The organism is Halobacillus rhizosphaerae, from assembly GCF_046719735.1.
Classification (GTDB): Bacteria; Bacillota; Bacilli; order Bacillales; family Halobacillaceae; genus Halobacillus_B; species Halobacillus_B rhizosphaerae.
Genome location: NZ_JAUTWQ010000001.1, coordinates 657,947 through 677,737, shown reverse-complemented (window position 1 = coordinate 677,737; position 19,791 = coordinate 657,947). Strand labels below are relative to the sequence as shown.

General features: G+C 39.3%; 18 protein-coding genes and 1 riboswitch. Of the genes, 4 read left to right on the top strand and 14 right to left on the bottom strand.

Annotated elements, in window-relative coordinates:
* Window positions 1–49: 49 nt before the first annotated feature.
* The gene (locus Q7A53_RS03515) at window positions 50–610 is read right to left on the bottom strand and encodes a GNAT family N-acetyltransferase (protein WP_411787718.1); all 561 of its coding nucleotides are present in this window, start codon (window positions 608–610) and stop codon (window positions 50–52) included.
* Window positions 611–747: 137 nt separating this feature from the next.
* Window positions 748–1,602, bottom strand: coding sequence for a class I SAM-dependent methyltransferase (locus tag Q7A53_RS03510; RefSeq protein ID WP_411787717.1), 855 nt, complete (start codon window positions 1,600–1,602; stop codon window positions 748–750).
* A gap of 423 nt (window positions 1,603–2,025) precedes the next feature.
* Between Q7A53_RS03510 and Q7A53_RS03505 the strand changes: the two genes are divergently transcribed.
* Entirely contained in the window at window positions 2,026–2,859 is an 834-nt protein-coding gene (locus tag Q7A53_RS03505) for an aldo/keto reductase (protein ID WP_411787716.1), read from the top strand.
* Window positions 2,860–3,064: 205 nt separating this feature from the next.
* On the opposite strand, the gene helD is transcribed toward Q7A53_RS03505, so the two are convergent.
* The 11 genes from helD to Q7A53_RS03450 form a co-directional block, all read right to left on the bottom strand.
* On the bottom strand, window positions 3,065–5,416 hold the full coding sequence (gene helD, locus Q7A53_RS03500; RefSeq protein ID WP_411787858.1) for an RNA polymerase recycling motor HelD: 2,352 nt from the start codon (window positions 5,414–5,416) through the stop codon (window positions 3,065–3,067).
* Window positions 5,417–5,511: 95 nt separating this feature from the next.
* Complete coding sequence (gene ppsA, locus Q7A53_RS03495) at window positions 5,512–8,124, bottom strand: phosphoenolpyruvate synthase (protein WP_411787715.1); 2,613 nt, start codon at window positions 8,122–8,124, stop codon at window positions 5,512–5,514.
* A 401-nt stretch (window positions 8,125–8,525) separates the two neighbouring features.
* Window positions 8,526–9,221, bottom strand: a complete 696-nt coding sequence (locus Q7A53_RS03490) for an ABC transporter permease (RefSeq protein ID WP_411787714.1) — start codon at window positions 9,219–9,221, stop codon at window positions 8,526–8,528.
* On the bottom strand, window positions 9,214–10,137 hold the full coding sequence (locus Q7A53_RS03485; RefSeq protein ID WP_411787713.1) for an ABC transporter ATP-binding protein: 924 nt from the start codon (window positions 10,135–10,137) through the stop codon (window positions 9,214–9,216). The genes Q7A53_RS03490 and Q7A53_RS03485 overlap by 8 nt, the downstream gene beginning before the upstream one ends.
* A gap of 103 nt (window positions 10,138–10,240) precedes the next feature.
* On the bottom strand, window positions 10,241–11,179 hold the full coding sequence (locus Q7A53_RS03480) for a sensor histidine kinase (protein ID WP_411787712.1): 939 nt from the start codon (window positions 11,177–11,179) through the stop codon (window positions 10,241–10,243).
* A gap of 1 nt (window position 11,180) precedes the next feature.
* Entirely contained in the window at window positions 11,181–11,873 is a 693-nt protein-coding gene (locus tag Q7A53_RS03475; RefSeq protein ID WP_411787711.1) for a response regulator transcription factor, read from the bottom strand.
* A gap of 165 nt (window positions 11,874–12,038) precedes the next feature.
* A complete protein-coding gene (locus tag Q7A53_RS03470; RefSeq protein ID WP_411787710.1) occupies window positions 12,039–13,661 on the bottom strand; it encodes a M3 family oligoendopeptidase in 1,623 nt (540 codons plus the stop codon).
* A gap of 327 nt (window positions 13,662–13,988) precedes the next feature.
* Window positions 13,989–14,459, bottom strand: a complete 471-nt coding sequence (locus tag Q7A53_RS03465; protein ID WP_411787709.1) for a hypothetical protein — start codon at window positions 14,457–14,459, stop codon at window positions 13,989–13,991.
* Between the two features lie 140 nt (window positions 14,460–14,599).
* Entirely contained in the window at window positions 14,600–15,364 is a 765-nt protein-coding gene (locus Q7A53_RS03460) for a class I SAM-dependent methyltransferase (protein ID WP_411787708.1), read from the bottom strand.
* A gap of 81 nt (window positions 15,365–15,445) precedes the next feature.
* On the bottom strand, window positions 15,446–15,766 hold the full coding sequence (locus Q7A53_RS03455) for a hypothetical protein (protein ID WP_411787707.1): 321 nt from the start codon (window positions 15,764–15,766) through the stop codon (window positions 15,446–15,448).
* A gap of 230 nt (window positions 15,767–15,996) precedes the next feature.
* Entirely contained in the window at window positions 15,997–16,362 is a 366-nt protein-coding gene (locus Q7A53_RS03450; protein ID WP_411787706.1) for a MerR family transcriptional regulator, read from the bottom strand.
* 107 nt (window positions 16,363–16,469) lie between these two features.
* Here Q7A53_RS03450 and Q7A53_RS03445 point away from each other — a divergent pair, with 107 nt between their 5' ends.
* Both Q7A53_RS03445 and Q7A53_RS03440 read left to right on the top strand, forming a co-directional pair.
* Entirely contained in the window at window positions 16,470–17,240 is a 771-nt protein-coding gene (locus tag Q7A53_RS03445; protein ID WP_411787705.1) for an SDR family NAD(P)-dependent oxidoreductase, read from the top strand.
* A gap of 198 nt (window positions 17,241–17,438) precedes the next feature.
* Window positions 17,439–17,549, top strand: a riboswitch (SAM riboswitch).
* A gap of 88 nt (window positions 17,550–17,637) precedes the next feature.
* Window positions 17,638–18,687: a homocysteine S-methyltransferase family protein gene (locus Q7A53_RS03440; RefSeq protein WP_411787857.1), complete on the top strand. Its 1,050-nt coding sequence runs from the start codon at window positions 17,638–17,640 to the stop codon at window positions 18,685–18,687.
* Window positions 18,688–18,726: 39 nt separating this feature from the next.
* Here the strand turns inward: Q7A53_RS03440 and Q7A53_RS03435 are convergent, their stop codons facing one another.
* Window positions 18,727–18,879 carry a hypothetical protein gene (locus Q7A53_RS03435; RefSeq protein ID WP_411787704.1) on the bottom strand — a complete coding sequence of 51 codons (153 nt, stop codon included), beginning with the start codon at window positions 18,877–18,879 and terminating at the stop codon, window positions 18,727–18,729.
* Window positions 18,880–19,084: 205 nt separating this feature from the next.
* Here Q7A53_RS03435 and Q7A53_RS03430 point away from each other — a divergent pair, with 205 nt between their 5' ends.
* Entirely contained in the window at window positions 19,085–19,789 is a 705-nt protein-coding gene (locus Q7A53_RS03430; RefSeq protein ID WP_411787703.1) for a class I SAM-dependent methyltransferase, read from the top strand.
* Window positions 19,790–19,791 lie beyond the last annotated feature (2 nt).

The window sequence follows — 19,791 nt, the reverse complement described above, 5'->3', positions numbered from 1 at the left end:
ATTAAGATATCAGGAGTATTTAGCTCCTATAATATTGGTTTACAGTTATTCATTTCCAATAAACCTGGTTGAATTCGCGTTTCAGCAGCCCCATTAATACCGCATCATGATATTCTCCATCGTAAAATAAGTCCTCTCTAATTCGCCCTTCTTCCTGAAAGCCTAATTTCTTATAGGAGTTAATCGCCCTTTCATTGAAGGAAAATACGTCTAAACCTATTCGATTCATATTTAAGTTATTAAAACCGAAACTTATTAATAACTTCAACGCCTCCGTGCCGTAACCTTTTCCCCAGAATTCTTTATTAAAAATAGAGATTCTAACTGTAGATTTACCATTTAGTGGATCAATATCCAGCAAGGCCACATCACCAATAGGTTCATCCGTCTTTTGCAAACAAATAATAAGATCCATTCTCGTATCATCGTCAGATATTCGATCAAACCATCTTTGAACCCCTTTCCTAGTGAACACAGCTTGTGTACCTGTAAGTTTTCTTCCTTCTTTATCCCAAAGGGCTCTCGTATAAAAGAAGTCAAGATCTTCTTGTTGGATTGGCCGCAAATAAACGCGTTTATCCTCTAAAAATTTGATTTTTTGTTCATCCATAAGATTTCATCCTCTAATTTATTTGATTATGATTGTAAAACTATTTGATTTAATTTCCTTGACTTATAGAAAAGTCAATAAGTTCATTCTTCAGTTTATTAAAATTGGACCCAATTTAATGGTTCAGTTGACGGGAGTTATGTAGTTGCTACCAGGAACTCTTCACCCCTCGGCAGAAAAAGACCATCTGTTCGTCCATTAAAGTAAAGGTGGTTAAGGTGCTCAGAAGATACATGACGGACCTCTTGAAAACCAGCTTCACGTGCCATTGCCATGATTTCTGAAGGTTTGAAGAAGCTAATGAATGGCGTTCCACTTGCTTGGGCACCTTTCTCCGCTTCCTTAACTTTACTACGTTCCTGTGATTCAGTTAACTCAAAAGGCAAAAGGAACGTCATAACTAATGTAGATCCTGAAGGAAGGTTTGCTGCTTGACTTAGGGTCGCCGCAATCGCCTCTTTGCTGAGATACTGGGTGACACCAGCAGAAGTAATCACTGATGGACGGCTCGCATTGAAACCGGCAGCTATGAGTTTCTCCCACCAAGATCCGCCTTCTTCAAAATCTACCGGAACGAGTCTCAGCCAATTAGGAATGTCATAGCCTATTTCAGACAAACGCTGCCTCTTCCACACTTGTGTTCCGGGTTGGTCGACTTCAAACACTTTCATTCTTGAGGCAATCTCCGGTCGGCGTTGAGCAAATGTGTCTAGACCTGCCCCAAGAATAACGTATTGTATAATGCCTTCCCTCAGCTTATCGCTGACAAAATCTTCAATAAAGCGGGCACGGGCCACAATGGATGCTCTAAATTCACGGGTGCCTTCAGGATCCATATCAGGACGTTCGCGCCAATCGTCTCCCGGGGCAGCTAGTTGCAAACCGATCTCGTCCTCAAATATAGCTGGTGAATCAACTTGTACATGTAGAGCTCTCCATAAGGCCACTCGCTCTGCAGTATGATCAGGTTTATTTTTTTGGTTTTCTGACAAGGTTTAGTCTCCTTTCATTCAAGCATATGGCTTATATTATTGATACTACTATAGTTCAGTGTATTCTTTAACCACGTTAACAGCAAGACCATCCATACTTAGATAGAATAATGAAAAACTTATTGTAGAATACCTCTAACCACTCTACAATGATAACGTTTTCTAAATTAGCATGAGGACATTCCCGCCAGACCTTTAATACATGGTGGTGTCTATTCACTTCTTCCTTTTCAAATTCTATAAGAACACAAAAAAGCGGGCAGCAGGGAACACTGATGCTCATTTAATGTTACTTAAAAGTACTTATGAAACAAAAAAGTGCCTACTTTTCAATCGAATACAAATCAATTACGATTACTGAACAAGTCACAAGTTGGCCAACTTGTCTTAAAAACAATTAATGATAGAAAAGAGGACATCATCATGGAAGTTAAAAATATTCAACTAAACAATGGAAAAGAAATGCCGAAGATCGGATATGGTGTATTTCGGGTAGACGAAGGAAAAGAGTTAGAAGATGCTGTAGTAACAGCCATTCGTTCCGGCTATCGCAGTATCGATACAGCTGCTATCTATGGTAATGAACGAAGTGTAGGAAAGGGTATCCGTAAAGCAATTGAATCGGAACTTGTAACTAGGGAAGAACTTTTTGTTACATCAAAACTTTGGAATAATCACTCCTCTTATGATGAAACCATCACTGCGTATAACCAGACTCTTGAAAAAATGGGACTTGATTACCTGGACCTTTATTTAATCCATTGGCCTGGCCAAGACAAGTATCTCATGCCTTGGAAGGCGCTTGAAAACCTTTATCAAGAAGGTCGTGTAAAGTCCATCGGCGTCAGTAATTTTCAGGTAAATCACTTGGAAAACCTTTTAAGTCATTCAGAAATCATTCCAGTGATTAATCAAATTGAATTTCATCCTAAACTCACTCAATCGGAGGTTAGAGCCTATTGCCTTCAGCACAATATTCAAGTTGAAGCCTGGTCTCCCCTTATGAATGCTGAACTATTGAACAATGAGAAGGTTAGAGAAATTGCATCGAAACACGGTAAATCTGCTGCACAAGTAATACTGCGGTGGGACATCCAGCATGGAGTTATTACCATCCCTAAGTCCATGACGCCTTCTCGGATCAAAGAAAATATCAGTCTATTTGATTTTAGTTTGACTGATGAGGATATGAAGCAATTAAACGATCTTAATGAAAACCTGCGCAGCGGGCCACACCCAGACAAATTTGACTTTTAAAATGGACAGATGATGGGGAAGGAAAAAATCAATTACCTTAGCTTCGGAATTTGAGAGACTTAACTTTAGAATTTATTTTTCGATCAGCTTTTATCAAGAAGCTTTCAAAAAAACAAGCATGGGCAATCAGCCTATGCTTGTTTTGAATAAATGAGTTGAGGTTCAGATTATAACATGGCAGCATATATGTCTTCATAGCTACCCCTCAACAGAATCCTTCCTGCCGAATATCCAAAATATCAGATTGGATGTTTTTTAGAAATGGACTTGGATCACCCACACTATAAAGCTGCAAATGATGCATAGCACGAGTGCAAGCGGTATAAAACAACCGACGCAGATTCTCTTCTCCATAAACTTGATTTGAAGCATTATAAATAATCACACTATCAAATTCGATTCCTTTTGCAAGGTAAGCGGGAATTACAAGAACTCCTTGTTGATATTCATCCGTATTCTTCTTTATGAGCTTAAGACCCTGGATAGCACGGAGCGAGTGATAGGCACAGGAAGCTTCTGCCGCTGATTTACAAATGATGGCAATGGTAGGATATTCCCGCTCTTGCAATTTAACCACATTAGAAATGATGTTTTTGTGTAAGTCCGCATGATCAGTAACCCTGACTAGTACCGGTTTCTCGCCTTCCCTGTTAAATGCTTGGATTTGTTCACCCTCTGGAATAAGTTCTCTAGTAAATTCTATGATTTGTTTGGTAGATCTGTAACTTCGATCTAATGTAATCTGTTCCGTTTCATCGCTGCCATACAAGCTTGTGAGAGAATGAAAATCTGTAAAATGATCCGTGTGAGGAGAAATGGCCTGGTTAAAGTCGCCCAGCACAGTCATCCGTGCTCTGGGAAACAGCTGTTTGATAAACTCGAACTGAAAGACTGAATAATCCTGGGCTTCATCTATCAGTACATATTTAATCGACGTATTGGATTGAAATCCTTGAATGAGTTCCTTAAGCAGCAAGAAAGGTGTAGCATCTTCTTGGAATAAATGATCTTCGTCAAGCATTCCTCTTGTTAGAAGGCAAATCTCTCTCCAATAAGCAGGAAAATCATGTTCATTCCATATTGTTGCACTTACCGATTCTTCAAAAATCTGCTTGTATAACCTTTTTATATTGATAAACTTGAGAGCTGCCACTTTTCTTCGCAAAGGCTTCAACTTTCTTCGAACGATCATCCGGCTGAGGATTTGTTCCTCTTTATCGTAGAACTCAAATGAACTTTCATCCACATCATCGTTTTCCTTTAATTGAGTCAATACTTTCTGAAGTTCTTCTTTGCTGAGCAGCTCCATCTCTTCTCGCACCCAAGACTTCTTCATCTCTATTTTTTCGATATGATCGATTTCCTTCATTAACCAATCTCTTACTTGATCCATTCGATTATGAAAATTAAGGGACGGATCATTTGTATAAAATCGTTCCGTGATTTGTTTAGCGGAAACGACAGTTACTCCTCGAAATTTTATTCCTTTAAAGACCATACCGGTTAACTCTAACGCTTCCCTATACCTCTTTATTCCGTGAAAGAAGACGGATGATGATTTAAATTGTATGCTGGCTTTCCTTGTTTGATAAAGTGGATTATCAGTCGATTCCAGCAGGTATTCTAATTGATCATAAGGATCCTCTATTGTAAATGATCGATTAAGACGGTGTTCCAAATAATTCTGAAAGGTTTCCTGCTGCATATTCTCTTCACCAAGTTCGGGTAAAACATGGGACACATAATTGCTAAACATCGCATTAGGGGAAAATAAAATGATTTGGTCTGCTTGCAGTGTTTCCCGATACTTGTAAAGAAAATAAGCGATTCGCTGGAGGGCTGCAGAAGTTTTACCACTCCCAGCAGCACCTTGCACTACAAGAAGTCTTCCACTCACATTTCGGATGATTTTATTTTGCTCTTTCTGAATAGTAGCCACTATGTGGTGCATATGTTTATTGGATCCATCACCAAGGACTTCCTGCAGGATTTCATCCCCAATAGTTAGATTCGTATCAAACATGGATTCAATGACACCATTTTTGATCGTATACTGCCACTTATTATAAAGCTCCCCGCGAATGATCCCTTCAGGAGTTGCATATTCAGCGGGTCCGGGTGGATAATCATAGTAAATACTGGAGATCGGAGCTCTCCAATCATATATTAAGATCAACTCGTTGGTTTCATCAGTAATCGTTGCCACCCCAATATGAATGTTCTCCGAATTGCTTGTTCCGTCCTCCACAAAATCAATTCGGCCGAAAAATGGAGACTTTTCTATTAGTTTAAGCTTCGACAGCCTATCATAAGCATGTTTGTGCGTACTTTGACTAACGGACAAATCCTGAGTTTGCTGCCTCATCCCAATAATCGTTTCGAGAAAGTCATCGAAAGTATCCATATTCATTTTAATGTCGTCCCAGAAGTGTTTGCGAATATGGATAACATCTTCCTTTCGCTTCGCAGCATTGACTTCAACTTCTTTGATCTGCATTGAAATGGTTTCCATCACCTTATCCAAATACTTTTGCTCGTTTTTAATATCAATGTTCAGAAAAACCACTCCTTAAAGACACTATTTGATTAGGTACGTCACTTTATCGCTGTCGATTCAAAAGCATCGGGATCTGCATGAATGGGATCACGAAATTACAACAATTCGATATATCCTTCGGTGCCGTTAACGCGGATTCGCTGCCCGTCTTTTATTAGTGTGGTAGCATTTTCTACCCCCACAACGGCTGGTAATCCATATTCCCGAGCAATGACTGCGCCGTGCGTCATTAATCCTCCAACTTCCGTTACTAAACCCTTGATCGCTAAAAACAATGGCGTCCAGCTGGGGTCAGTAAAAGAAGTGATTAGTATATCCCCGTCTTCCAGTTCAGCATCTTCCATGTTTAAGACGATCCGTGCTCGACCTTCAATCACTCCTGATGAAACTGGCAACCCAGCAATTGCTCCAGCGGGTAGATTTTCTCGTTTGTATTCACCGGTAAGAGCTTCCCCATCTGATGTCAGAACACGAGGAGGAGTTAGTTTTTCATGAAATTTGTATTCTTCTTTCCGTTCGCTGATGAGTTGCTGTTCCAGTTTATGGGTATGGGCAACTTCGCGAAGTTCATCAAAAGTAAGATAATAGATGTCTTCTCTATCTTGAATGACGTTCGCTTGGACAAGTCGGTCTGCTTCTTTCAGTAAAGCCTGCTTATAAATGAAATAGCGGTTAATCATGCCGTACTTTGGATATTCACGGTAACCGATAAAATTTCGGATGAATTGGATCATTCGTTTTGTTTCGTTAGCTTTTTGCAGACCGTCTGGTAATTGCCTCAATCTACTCATTAACTCATATTCTTTGGTCAACGCCTGCTGTTTCCCCTGCTTAAGTTTCCGATCTTTTTCAAGCGGTTTAAAATTGTGGATGTTATTTAGAATCATTGGGACTAGTGCAGAGGGGTTTTCGCTCCAGCGCGGTTTCGTGATATCGATTTCCCCACTGCAGCGCATTCCGTATTTGGCCAGAAAGTCATATATAGCGTCACGGGTTTCCTGACCGCCTTCAAATTGAAACAGTTCATCTAAAAAAGTATCCTCATTTACACCCTTCAAGTAGTCAATTACGGAAGGGTAAGGTCGAATTACATCCGCAACGTCTAATAACTCCAGACCCATTTCCGCCGTGATATTGTTAGCTGCAAATTGAGAAATCGTGTCTGCTGTGTTTTTTTCACCGAGCCACAGCTCCATTTTTTCATTCATCCATGAGGAAGCATCCATAGCAGTCTTGAAAACTTTTGTACTTTGCGGGTCAAATAAAATACTTTTTAATCGCTGGATATCCTCCTGAATAAATTCAATCAATGCCGTTCCAGATTTGGTTATAATGGTTTGTTTTAATTCTTCTATCGCTAATTGGTTTTTCTGAATTAATTCATCAATAATTGTTGGATGGTTTTCGATTTCTTTTAGATCATTCTCTAAATTATTCTTATTACTTGGGACGGGTGCTGAGGTGTGATTCGGAATTGGGGAATTTTTAATAAAGTCTTCCCGTTCTAAAATAGTCATGAGGGCTTGTTTAGTGAGCGGTTCGTGTTTGCCCATAGTGTTTAATAAACTCTCTCTTGATGCAGGTATAGTGAGAGCCTTTGTGCAATCAACAAATAACCTTCCTCCAGCTTTGAACATTGGGGCATTAGTGGTTAACAGGAAGAACGACAATCCTAATGGTTTCATAGCATCCGTCATCATTTGCTGATGGCCGACAGATAGATATACGTGGTTATCTTTATCCTTCCTTTCAGGTAAAGGATAAAGAGTTGTTATGGGGCGACTCTGTACAATATAAAATGTCCCCTCAGCTAAACACCACTCAATGTCCTGCGGGCAGCCGAAATAAGCTTCGATTTTTCTACCAATCTTTGATAACTGTACGATCTGCTCATTCGTTAACGTTTGCGCCTTTTGCTGCTCAGGGTTAAGCTGCTTGATCTCTGTTCCGCCTTCTTTTAATCCATAGATTCCGATTTTTTTAGTAGCTATCGTCTTTTCTACAATTTCTTCCTTTTGTACTTTATAGCAGTCTGCAGTTACCAGACCAGACACCAGTGCTTCTCCAAGTCCGAAACTAGCATCGATGGACAATCGTTTCCGGTTAGATGTCAACGGATCAGCGGTAAATAATACACCAGATACTTGGGGAAAAACCATCCTTTGAATAATTACGCATAAATCCACTTGGCGGTGGTCGTATCCGTTTTTTATTCTGTAGATAACTGCACGTTCCGTGAACAAGGAAGCCCAGCATTTTCGAATGTGCTGCAAAATCGATTCTTTGCCGGTAATATTTAAATACGTATCTTGCAGACCAGCAAAAGAGGCATATGGTAAATCTTCAGCAGTTGCACTGGAACGAACGGCATAAGCATGTTCATACCCAAGTTGGGAGAGGGTGTGAGTTACAGCCTCCACTACTTCAAAAGGCATTTCTGCTTCGAGAATGATATCGCGGATTTTCTTGCTGATTTCACTAATTTTGTCTCGATCTTCAGCGTTTAACTGGGCTAACTGATTTACCAAAACATAATAGGAGCCATTTTGGTTGAGGACTTCTTCAAGTCCTGCGGTAGTAAGGCAAAATCCTTCAGGTACTTGTATCCCATCAATTTTAGTTAATTCTCCCAAATTCAGCCCTTTGCCACCTACATGCCTCCACCTTGTTTTGTCCAATTCATGAAAACCGAGTACAAATGAGCTCATTACACATCTCTCCTCAAAAAGATTTGCGAAAAAATTTGACAACTATCCGCCTGCATGGTAAGATTAAATTATAAGATGGGATTACTTTGATTATTTATAAGCGCATAGGTGTAAATGAAGTATATCATCCTCTCTGCAAATGTACAATATAAAAGAACCTGGAAATTTTTCCAAGTTCTTTCTTAAACTATCATTTTATGTAATTATCCGGGTCCAGCAGCAGGGAGCCGGCTTTTTTACGCAAAAATTGTTAATTCTCACTAATTTTCCTTCTGTTCCAGTTTCAGCAAAATTTTTCCTAACACTAATGGACTCCAAGCTTTTATATTAACTCTTGGGGTCCATTCATGGAAGTGGTAGTGAAAAACATGGGTTGAGCGAGCTGTATAATATATTTTTGTCTAAATAAGATCTTGTTTATCAATATTCCGTACTGCTATATAAGCGACGATTATACCTATGGTGCAAAAAGTTAATGGAATAGCAATGATTTGTTCCATTTGAAAATTATTCAAATCAAACCCCAGGACGGAAACAACGATAAGAGAAGTAACGATCGTCACGGGAACCGACTTCCTCAGCATTCCGAAAAATAACGGGATTAAACCGATCCCCGAAGCAGCTAGTGAAGTCGTGGTGATACCTATGACCTGCCTAGTGAGCAGTTGGAAGGTGAGTGGTTCATTGATATTGTTCAGCATTTTTTCTGCTGTAATAAATACAACTGTGACAACTATGCTGGAAATTAGAATGGTCACAAAGGTCATCAAGACGATAAGTAGCAGTTTGGCAGTCATCATTTTCTTCCGGCTGATCGGATAAGTAAAAAGGACGGTAATGGTTTTAAACTTATACTCATCGATGATCAGTTTGGCAATTAAAACAGAAGCAAACACGATGAAAATCGAACTTTGTGCTGTGTTTATCGCATGAAAGGCTTCCGAGTAATTTTGAAACACTACAGCGTTATCAAAGGTTCGTTCTACATAGGGAAGCACAGACATAACGATAGCCATAAAAAGGGTGGCGATCAGAGCCCCATTTACATACCAGTTCGTTTTAAATTTTTTTAATTCGAGCTTTATGAGCTTAAGCATTTATAATTCCTCCTTCCGTTACAGTTAAAAAGTAATCCTCTAACGATAGAAACTTTTTGTTCATGGCTTCTATTTCTATGCCATTGGAGAGGAGTGTTTTAGTTACTAGGGATTGCGAAAAGTCTTCATCATAAATTCTCAAAAGTTGATCTTCAATAATTTTATAATTTTGTATGCCTAACTTATGGTCTAAGAGATAGGCAGCTTGTTTGCAGTCTGACAATTTTAATTCAAGATACATGGTGCTTTTGCTCCGTAGATCTTCCATAGAAATTTCCTCTATTAACTTTCCTTCTTTAATAATTCCTACCGTATCTAGAATTTTTTCAATCTCACCTAGAATATGACTAGAGATGAGAAGTGTGGTACCATTCTCCTCACTTAATCGTTTAAAAACATCCCTAAGTTCTTTAATTCCCTTTGGGTCCAAACTGTTAATGGGTTCATCAAGAATAATGAATTCGGGTTTCGCAACGACTGCTCTTGCAATTCCAAGCCTCTGCTTCATGCCAAGCGAGAATTCTTTCACCGGCTTATCCGTTAGGTTTGATAAATTTACTAAATCAAGAGCTTCATCGATGGACTGTTTATCATAGTATCCCATGTATTCACAGTGGATTTCCAAATTCTCCCGAGCGGATAGGTGTTCATAAAAGATCGGGTATTCAATTAAACACCCCATTCGCTTCAATACTTCATAAGAGGAATGATTAAGTTCTTTACCAAATATCTCAATGACTCCGTTCGTGGGCTTCATTAAGGTTATAAACATTTTCATTAATGTGGTTTTACCTGCTCCGTTTGGTCCTAGTAACCCATAAATTTCTCCTTTCTTAATCTTCATGTTCACATCTGACAGAACCTCTTTTCCTTTAAAAACTTTGGACAATTGATTTGTTTTTAACACATAGGACATAGCGGCTTGCTCCCTTCTAATTAGGTACACTGCCAAGTATATCGAAGAGTTCTTTCAGGAAAGTGTTATATTTCTTACTTAATTCTTACTTTTACCTACCCGCTTATTTGATTCGTCCTAATTGGATAGAAAATGTGGTTTTTTCATAGGGAACACTGTGCAGGGTTAATTGCCCGCCCAAATTCTTCACAAGCCGCTTTGTAATCGTCAAACCTAAGCCGCTTCCTTGATATCTTATATTTCTCGAATCCTCCATTGTGTACATTCGTTCAAACACTTGTTCTTGGTATGCTTCTTCGATCCCCCTTCCTCGATCCCATACCTCAATAGTAATTAACCGTTCCTTTGTGAGAACTCTCAGACCAATAATTTTACCCTCTGAGCCATAACGAATCGCATTTGAAATTAAGTTGTTCAGGACTCGATTTAAAGCTTCTTCATTAGCTATCGCATAACTAGGGGTTTCGGGAATTTCTATAGATACTTCCATGTCCTTTGTTTGAATCATTTCATAAAAACCTAGGATGTTATTCCGGCAGATCTCATTAATCTCAATACGCGACAACGGAAAATCTTTATCGCCGGATTCAAGCTTTGCCAGATCAAAGAACTTATTGATAAGTACAAGCAGATCTTCTACTTTCTCATAGACCTTGGTTAGCATCTTCTCTTTTTCTTCTTGACTTAGAGTATGATTGGATTTAGAAGTGATCATTTCTAAATATCCGAGTACCACCGTGAGCGGTGTTTTTAAATCATGGGAGATATTCGAAAGCATCTTCTTCATGGAGCCTTCTGTTCGCTTAAATTCCGAATAGACATCTTCTTTCAATCTCAACAAGTGATTGAGTGTAGTCACTAGCTCTTTCATAACAGTATCGTCTGTAAAAAGAAGAATTTTCTCTGAGCTTCGATCCGCTAGAATCGTTTCAAGCTTTTCATAAACGTATGTAATTTCTTTATTTTTTTTGTTTTTGCTGTGAAATTGCATAAGAATCACTAAAATCAGAAGACATATGACTACTGTCAATAGGATGATCATCTCAATAACCGCCCAGTTTATATCCGATTCCCCAAACCGTAATTACATACTTCGGGTCCGATGGATCATCTTCTATTTTCTCTCTTAATCGGCGAATATGAACATTGATGACATTCTCTTCGCCAAAATAATCCTGCTTCCAAATGGACGTATAAATTTGCTCTTTCGTAAACACTCGTTCTGGATGATCAAATAATAACTTCATTATCTGAAATTCTTTAGCTGTTAACTTAATCTCCTTCCCTTGTTTACGGAAGGAAAAATTTTTTAAAACGAGCTCAGCATCGCCTCGTTTAATCGTCTCGTTAACACTAACCTTCTGCGTCGGATAATTGGCTCTCCTTATCGCAGCTTTCACTCTTGCGGAAAGTTCAATCATAGAGAATGGTTTAGCTATATAATCGTCTGCTCCAAAACCTAGTCCAATCGCTTTATCTACGTCACTATCCTTAGCAGAAACAATGACCACCGGCAGCGTACTTTGTTCTCTAATCTTTTGTAAATATTCTATGCCATCCAGTTTAGGCAGCATTAGATCGAGAAGAATTAAATCATAAGGAACTTTTTCAAATTTATTTACTGCCTCTTCCCCATCAAATGCACATTCCACTTGGTAGCCTTCTTGCAGCAAATACCTTTGAATCATTTCACTAATCGACACATCGTCTTCTATTAACAGGATTCTCTTCTCCATGTTTCATCCCCTTATAGCCTAAGTTTTATAGTTGGTACTTTCTCGTTGGATAAGTCAATTGATTGCATACCACTTCCTGGCCAGGTTAGATTATTAGTATAACCTTGAAGCAGAATTACTCTCTTTCCTTAGTGTCTTAGATTCTATAAATAAACCACTGGCCAATTATCTTGAATGATTAGTAAGTTCACTAATTTTAATGAAATCTTCCACATCCTTAGTGCAGCGGCGCATACCTTTCTCCCAGAAGTCTTCTTTAGTTATGTCTTCACCTAAATGCTTCATGACTAAGTCTTCCACATTCATGCGTCCGGAATCTCTAAGAAGTTCTATGTATGAGGTTTCAAAGTCCGCACCTTCTTCTACCCCTTTGGCATAAATCCCCATAGCAAGTAAATATCCGAAAGTGTAAGGAAAATTATAAAACGGGGTCTTTGTCATATAAAAATGCGGAGTTGAGGCCCATGAATATATAGATAACTCATCTATAGATCCCTGATATCCTTCATCGATCGCCTCATTCATCATATTGTTTAACTCATCCTCAGGCACAAATCCTTGTTTTCTCTTATTATAAAGCTTTAATTCAAATATAAATCTTGTGTGAATCTCCATGAAGTTCATGACACTTCTCTTTAATTTTTCATCTAACAAGAATAACTTCTGCTCCTTTGTATGGGCTTCTTCTAATGCTGCATTTAACACAATCATCTCCGAATAAGTAGAAGCAGTCTCTGCTAACACCATCGGATATTCTCTGTTTAAATGGGAAACTGACATTAAAGTATGGTTATGGAAGGCATGACCTAATTCGTGGGCTAATGTAAGCGTATCTGTAATATGGCTTCCATAGGTCATGAAAACGCGGGATTCCCCTGATATTGGAAAACCCGCGCAAAATGCGTAGGCAGATTTACCAGTGCGATTTTCGGCTTCTACCCAATTTCTCTGGATCGCTTGCTGAGAAAAGGTTTTCAGTTCCAACCCTGATTTAAAAAATTGAGTTAATATGAAATCGACACCTTCTTTGTAACTCATTGACTTTACTTCCTCATTCATGGGTGCCCAGAAATTATGGGCTTGCAAAGACGACTTCCCCAATACTTTTGCTTTCTTGTTTAAGTATTGAATAAAGGGTTGTTTACTTTTACTTACTACTTTCCACATGCAATCTAGTGTCTGATGGTTGATTCTATTCTTGCGTAGAGATTCTTCTAATACTTTCTCCCCGCCTCTCCTTTCAGCTACTTTAGTACGGACTCCGGAAATACGATTCATGATAGAAGATATAACGGTAGAATTGTTTTTCCACGTGTTATTTAGCTGTTCGCAGGAGTGCTTGCGGAGTTCTTCTTGAGGATGAGATCGCAAATTTCTCGTTTGGGCAATGGATAATTCTTCACTCTTTCCATTTATGTAGAGCTTGACTCGTAGATCAGCTGCCAAAGAATGATATAACTCGCCCCAACCGTGATATCCATCCTCAACTAGCAGATCAATGGTTTCCTCTTCACGTGTTGGTAACAATAGGCGTGCTAGTTGACGCCATTCATTAAGAATAAATAGGTACTCTTTTAAATCTTCATCGTTCAAAATTTTTGTCCAAGACATTTCATCGAGTTCAGCTAACCCTTTTTGGAGTCGGCTAACTGACAAGTTAAATTGGACATTTATGCCAGACAATTTTTCTTTCCAGTTGGAGACCCTCTGATCTTCTGGTTTTTCTGCCCGGCGGCAAGTTAAGAAAGAAGAGAGCTGTGATACGTATTCTTTTAACCTTTCCACCATTTGAATAGTTTCCTTCAATTGTCCCCTATCGCTATTTAACGGTTCTAGATTGTCAACTTGCCTTTCAAGCTCTGCGACTTCCTGATTGATGGAGTTTAAATGATCCTATATGTCACACGAATCTGCAGAAACATCAAAAATAGAACGAATATCCCAGCGTTCTGAATACGTTAAGGGTGACATCCTATCCCCTCCTATAGTAATAAGCATTCTAATTTTTATGTATATTTTTTTAAGCCAACTTATCCTTTAAAAGGGGACTTTCTATTTTGCGAGAACCATCCCCTTAAGACTAGCCATCAATCTCTATTTTTGTTTTAAAACTGCTTATTTCTTATTCGCATATTTTAATAATTGACGAATGGATCCAAGGTGATAGGCGGAATGAGCCAATGAACCAGTAACCTCATTAGCAAGGTTTTCATTCCATTCCATCCAGTCAATGGCATCCAATAGTCTTTCATATTCACCTTGTAACTCTTCTTGAATGTGATTCCATTGTTGTTCATCTACTGCACTGATCTTCCAGCTTTTTGCCCAGTCCATTTTGGGAAAAGTTCCAGTGGATAATAGTTCATTGGTTCCCCACATATGATAGCGGACGTGGTCGACATGAGCAGCTAAGGTTACGCCGCAAACGGAAACAGAAGCAGTTTCATGACTTACACCTTCCAGGGCACCAAAAATGCCAGAATTCGGTTCAGTATTCGTAAACCAGCTTTCCTTTACCGGCACAGGCGGTCCCTCAAATGCTTCTTTAATTAAATTCTTTAATGAATTTGCTAGGACAGGGGTCACGAGTATCCTCCTCTTTTTTCACTTCACCTTACGGGTAGTAGAAATAAAGTGAGTTTTCAAACGGCATTCCTTTTTAAGAATTCTTCAAGCTTATATAGGTATCCCCGAAGTAGACGTTGCCTCCCTCAATACAATAAATATTACGATCTCTTACTAGCTTTAATAATCATAGTTGTGGGAAACTTCCTAGCTTTGTATAACGAATAATAACGATCAGAGACTTCCGCTTCCTCTTTTTCAAATGCAGCGGACACGTCACTCTCAATCACTGTATCTATAGAAAACCCTGCATTTATTAATTCATTGATATAAGTAGCCATCTTCCGGCGGTGAATAACCATATCAACCTTTTCTCCCTTGAAATTTTCCATTAGCTTTTCTCCCTCTAGTTGGTACGATCCTTCAAGGTGAACCCTTCCATTTTCACTTTTCAGGTTCGCATATAGAGGGTGATCCCAGCTGAAAATTAATGATCCGCCATCTTTCAAATAGGAATAAATCAACTTAAAAGTAACGGATAAATCTGTCGTCCACCCTATAGCATAGATCGAATACACATAGTCGAAATAATGTTTCGGTAAATTGATATCCGTTTCCATTGCTGCACAAAAAAGCTGGGGGTTCTGATCCTTTAGCAATTCTTCCGCTGCATTTTTTTGCGAGTCGGATAAATCAACTCCCCATAATTCCTTCGCTCCTCTGGACGCCATGTATTTCAAAGAATGGCCGCTTCCATAACCAATTTCCAGCACTCTTTTACCCTGTAGATCCTCGAACAGTTTTAATTCTTCTTCTGTTTGAGTATAAGGTCCGTAACTTGGAAGGGCATCTTTCCCATTAAAATGATGCGCAACTGTATTCCAGCTTTGCCTATTTTGTTCTAATATCTCTTTCGCATTTGCCATAGGTTTTCCTTCTCTCAAGATTTTCTTGTTATGCTCATCCTTCAGCTGCTCATTAATTTCCAACTATTAAGATTCAAGCACTTAAATAAGGTTGTCTTTTCCTGCTATGAAGGTCATTTTCTTTACTAATAAAGTTAGAGTAAGAATGATTAGACAAACAAACGTGGCACCAGCAATGAGGAGCAACCCTCCAAATAGTAAGAATTCATTAATTGGTCCTGCATAGTCAAACCACCACACCGCACTCATAATCCCGAATAAACCATTAAAACATAAGGCTAAAAGCACATTCTCTAATATCTTTTTATCCTTCTTCATCCCTTGTTTTGCCGCAATGTAACTTATGATTCCGCCTGCCAAGATAAATAAGTTCAGACCAACAACGACCATTAAAGTCACCAATCACATCCCCTTCGGATCTAGTAAGACTTATTTACTTAAGTGTAATTTTACATTTATTATAAAATTTCCACAACTCGAAGATCAGAATTTACTAAGAAAGGATATTGGTTTTGTACCGGTGAAACCTCTCCCTGCAGCACATTATAGTTGATATATATATATAAATTTGTTTTTTACTCGTTTTTACATACATTTGAAGATTTCTCAGTTTTATCGTAGGTGTTCCAACATTAAGAACCCTGCTTAACAATCCATTCCTTGTAGGTTCTTACTTTCTTATCGAGCATCTCTTCGGTTTCCTTTAACTCCTGAATTTGGTTTCGGATATAACTCCGATGATCTTCTAATAGGTGTAAACGTTCGAGAGTCGTGTGATCCCCTTCCTGCACCAGCTTTACGTATTCCTTAATTTGGGCAATCGGCATCTCTGTTTCACGAAGCTTTTTAACAAATTTCAACCATGTAACATGAGAGTCCTTGTATTTTCTAACTCCGTAAGAATTTCTGTCGGGCTCTATAATCCCTTCTTTTTCATAATAACGGAGGGTATGAGCTTTAATACCTAACTGTTCAGATACTTCGGTTATCGAGTACATAAGTTATTCTCCTGACTTTAGGATGCATTAATAGTTGACTTAAAGTGCACTTTAAGATTTATGATAATAGCGTACCATATAGATTACCCTATGAGGAGGAATTTGCTATGAAATACACCGTTATTACTGGAGCGAGCTCAGGGATTGGATATAAAACAGCATTAGCTTTTGCTGAAAGGGGAAAGAATCTAATTCTGGTTGCCCGGAGAAAAGAGAATCTGGAAGAAATTAAAGAAGAAATCTCTCAAATAAATGGTGAATTAGACGTGGTTGTTCTAACTGCTGATTTATCCATAACAGAGAATGTGTACCATTTATATGAAAAATTAGGACAATATCAGCTGGAAACCTTCATTAATAATGCGGGATTTGGCAACTTTGATCCTGTCGCTGATCAGGATCTTCCTAAAATTGAAAAAATGCTGCATTTAAATAACGAAGCTTTGACCATACTCTCTACTTTATTTGCTAGAGACTATGCCGATACCGAAGGAACCCAATTAATTAACATTTCTTCAGGCGGAGGTTATTCAATCGTTGAAGGTGCAGTCACTTATTGTGCTACTAAATTCTTTGTTAGTGCCTTTACAGAAGGATTAGCCCAGGAGCTTGCAGGAAAAGGAGCAGCGATGAAAGTAAAAGTTCTAGCACCCGCTGCAACAGAAACCGAGTTCTTAAAACGCTCCACAGATACGGACGAGGATATTGATTATAACGATGTCGTTCCAAAATTCCATACGGCAGAAGAGATGGCTCAATTTATGCTTGAGCTTTACGACAGTAACAAAGTTGTAGGTATTGTAGATGGAAGAACGTATGAGTTCCAATTAAGAGACCCTATTTTCCCTTACGTCTCCTTGTCGAGAAGTAATGATTGAGTGATTGCCGCTCCTCCTTACAATAAAAGGAGGAGCTTTTTTACGTATAAAATCAGCTTCAGGCAATCCCCAGCTTCTTTGTTCATAGGCCAGTTTATCTCTAGATCCCCCCTTTCTTATCAAATTTTCAGAAAAATCATTGACAAGTCTTTGGATCGTCTCTATAATTTCTAGCAAGTCAAATAATTTGAATATTAACTCTTATCAAGAGCGGCGGAGGGACTAGGCCCTGTGATGCCCGGCAACCTTTCAAGTATAACTTGAAGCTGGTGCCAATTCCTGCAGATTGAGAAATCTGAAAGATAAGAGGAGCCTATGGAATAATACCGCTCTTCTTATATTAGAAGAGCGGTTTTTTATTTGAATGTAATTAAAAAGAAGGGTGTTGGGTTGTATGATGAAAAGAACATTAGAAGAACGTTTACAAGCAGGTCCGGTGGTTTGTGGAGAAGGGTATTTGTTCGAACTCGAAAGGAGAGGTTATCTTCAAGCTGGATCCTTTGTGCCTGAAGTAGCGCTTGATAATCCCCAAGCCTTGAAACAGACCTATCGTGACTATATGTTAGCAGGGTCTGATGTAGTGCTTGCTTTTACTTATAATGGTCACCGTGAAAAGATGAGAATCATTGGTAAAGAGGATTTGCTTGAACCCTTAAATCGGCAGGCCATTCGACTGGCAAAAGAAGTAGCTCAGGAGCACCCCGTTGAAGAGGCACTTGTAGCGGGCAATATTTCCAATACGAACCTTTTTAATCCAGAAGATGAAGACTCGAAGGATTCGATCAGAAATATATTTAAAGAGATGGTCTCATGGTGTAAAGAAGAAGGCGTCGACTTTGTGAATGGTGAAACCTTTTACTATTATGAAGAAGCAAAAATTGCCTTGGAAGAGATTCAAAACCAGGGGCTTCCGGCCGTGATTACTTTTGGACTGATGGGTGAAAATATTTTGAGAGACGGCTATACGGTGGAAGAAGCTTGCCGCCTCCTCAAAGAACAAGGGGCTTTAGTGGTCGGCATGAACTGTTTCCGAGGACCGGCCACTATGCAGCCTTACGTCGAGAAAATAAGAAATACGGTCGATGGCTACGTGGGCGCCCTTCCTATTCCATACAGAACATCAGCAGAACACCCGACTTTTTTCAACTTGCCTGATGGTGGATGTTCCTGTTCCCTGCCGACGGAAACAACCTTCCCTACCTCATTGGATCCTCTGTACTGCAATCGGTACGAACTAGCGGAATGGGCAAAGGATGCTTATCGAATCGGGGTCAATTACTTCGGACTGTGCTGTGGAGCCTCCCCTAGCATGCTGCGAGAGGTGGCAGAAACTGTAGGGCGGGAAACGGTGAACTCAGTGTACTCTCCAGATATGGAAAAGCATTTCCTTTTTGGAAGTGACCAATCCTTAAATACAGCAAATACTGCCTACAAGACAAAAGCATAAGGATAATCAAAAGCAGTCTCCGTTTTCTCTGGAGCCTGCTTATTTTCCTTTTAGTTTCAAAAATGCATAAACGAGTACTCCTGTGACCAAGGCTCCCATCCCCATAGCAAATCCTATCATTACGCCGCTGGAACCATAGCCAATCAGAAAAATAACGAAAGCTAAAATCAGGGGAGAATACCATCTTTCCACTCGACCACTCCTTAAAATGTCAATTATCATTAAAAACCACCACTTGCCTCTACATAAATAATAGCGCATTTGAGCTACGATCGAAAAGTTTTCCTTTTGCACACAAATGGAAGCTGATTGTGATTTAGATTTATTGTTTTTTTCACGCCAGCCATCTTCTTACATAAATTGAAGTTAGGGTAACCACGAAGGTTGGAGGAAAACAATGAAAAATAAATATTTGGATTTTTTAGCTTTATTTGGTGTCGGCGGAGCTCATCCAGGCGGGCTTCCTTTAACAGAAGAGCTTTTACAAAAGGAACAAATTCATCCAGACACTCGTATCCTTGACATAGGCTGCGGTACGGGACAGACGGCATTCTTTCTCGTGCAGACATTTGGCTGCAAAGTTACAGCGGTGGATAAGCATCCATTAATGATTGAGAAAACCAAGAATAGGTTTCAGCAAGATCTAAGCTGCGTTACTATTGTGCAGGGGGATGCTGAAAACCTTGAGTTTGAAGATGAATCCTTTGATATCGTGATCTCAGAATCCGTCGTTTCCTTTACTACTATCAGCCAAACGCTTCCTGAGTTATTTCGAGTTCTAAAGCCAGGCGGACGCTTGATCATGATAGAAATGACAGCAGCACAGCCTCTTTCTAAAGAGGAGCAGAAGGATGTATTTGACCTTTATGGAGTGCAGAAAGTTCTTTGCGAAGATGAGTGGAAAGAGTACGTGACCAAGGCAGGTTTTCAACTTACAGAAGTGAACCAGACACCATTCGAACCAGGGGCCAATGAAGTTCCCGAATTCTCACCATCTGATCACATTGATAAGGAATATTATGATATCTGGCTACAGCATACAGCCTATTCTATTCACTCGAACAATCCACTCGTCTGCAGGATTTACCGGTGCACAAAGTAAGC

Bases quoted from the DNA above. Each gene is read 5' to 3' on its own strand.
- Q7A53_RS03505 (WP_411787716.1), top strand. From the start codon at position 2,026: ATGGAAGTTAAAAATATTCAACTAAACAATGGAAAAGAAATGCCGAAG.
- Q7A53_RS03470 (WP_411787710.1), bottom strand. From the start codon at position 13,661: ATGGTGGAAAGGTTAAAAGAATACGTATCACAGCTCTCTTCTTTCTTA.
- Q7A53_RS03430 (WP_411787703.1), top strand. From the start codon at position 19,085: ATGAAAAATAAATATTTGGATTTTTTAGCTTTATTTGGTGTCGGCGGA.
- Q7A53_RS03475 (WP_411787711.1), bottom strand. From the start codon at position 11,873: ATGGAGAAGAGAATCCTGTTAATAGAAGACGATGTGTCGATTAGTGAA.
- Q7A53_RS03485 (WP_411787713.1), bottom strand. From the start codon at position 10,137: ATGTCCTATGTGTTAAAAACAAATCAATTGTCCAAAGTTTTTAAAGGA.
- ppsA (WP_411787715.1), bottom strand. From the start codon at position 8,124: ATGAGCTCATTTGTACTCGGTTTTCATGAATTGGACAAAACAAGGTGG.
- Q7A53_RS03460 (WP_411787708.1), bottom strand. From the start codon at position 15,364: ATGGCAAATGCGAAAGAGATATTAGAACAAAATAGGCAAAGCTGGAAT.
- Q7A53_RS03490 (WP_411787714.1), bottom strand. From the start codon at position 9,221: ATGCTTAAGCTCATAAAGCTCGAATTAAAAAAATTTAAAACGAACTGG.
- Q7A53_RS03440 (WP_411787857.1), top strand. From the start codon at position 17,638: ATGAAAAGAACATTAGAAGAACGTTTACAAGCAGGTCCGGTGGTTTGT.
- Q7A53_RS03450 (WP_411787706.1), bottom strand. From the start codon at position 16,362: ATGTACTCGATAACCGAAGTATCTGAACAGTTAGGTATTAAAGCTCAT.
- Q7A53_RS03515 (WP_411787718.1), bottom strand. From the start codon at position 610: ATGGATGAACAAAAAATCAAATTTTTAGAGGATAAACGCGTTTATTTG.
- Q7A53_RS03480 (WP_411787712.1), bottom strand. From the start codon at position 11,179: ATGATCATCCTATTGACAGTAGTCATATGTCTTCTGATTTTAGTGATT.
- Q7A53_RS03445 (WP_411787705.1), top strand. From the start codon at position 16,470: ATGAAATACACCGTTATTACTGGAGCGAGCTCAGGGATTGGATATAAA.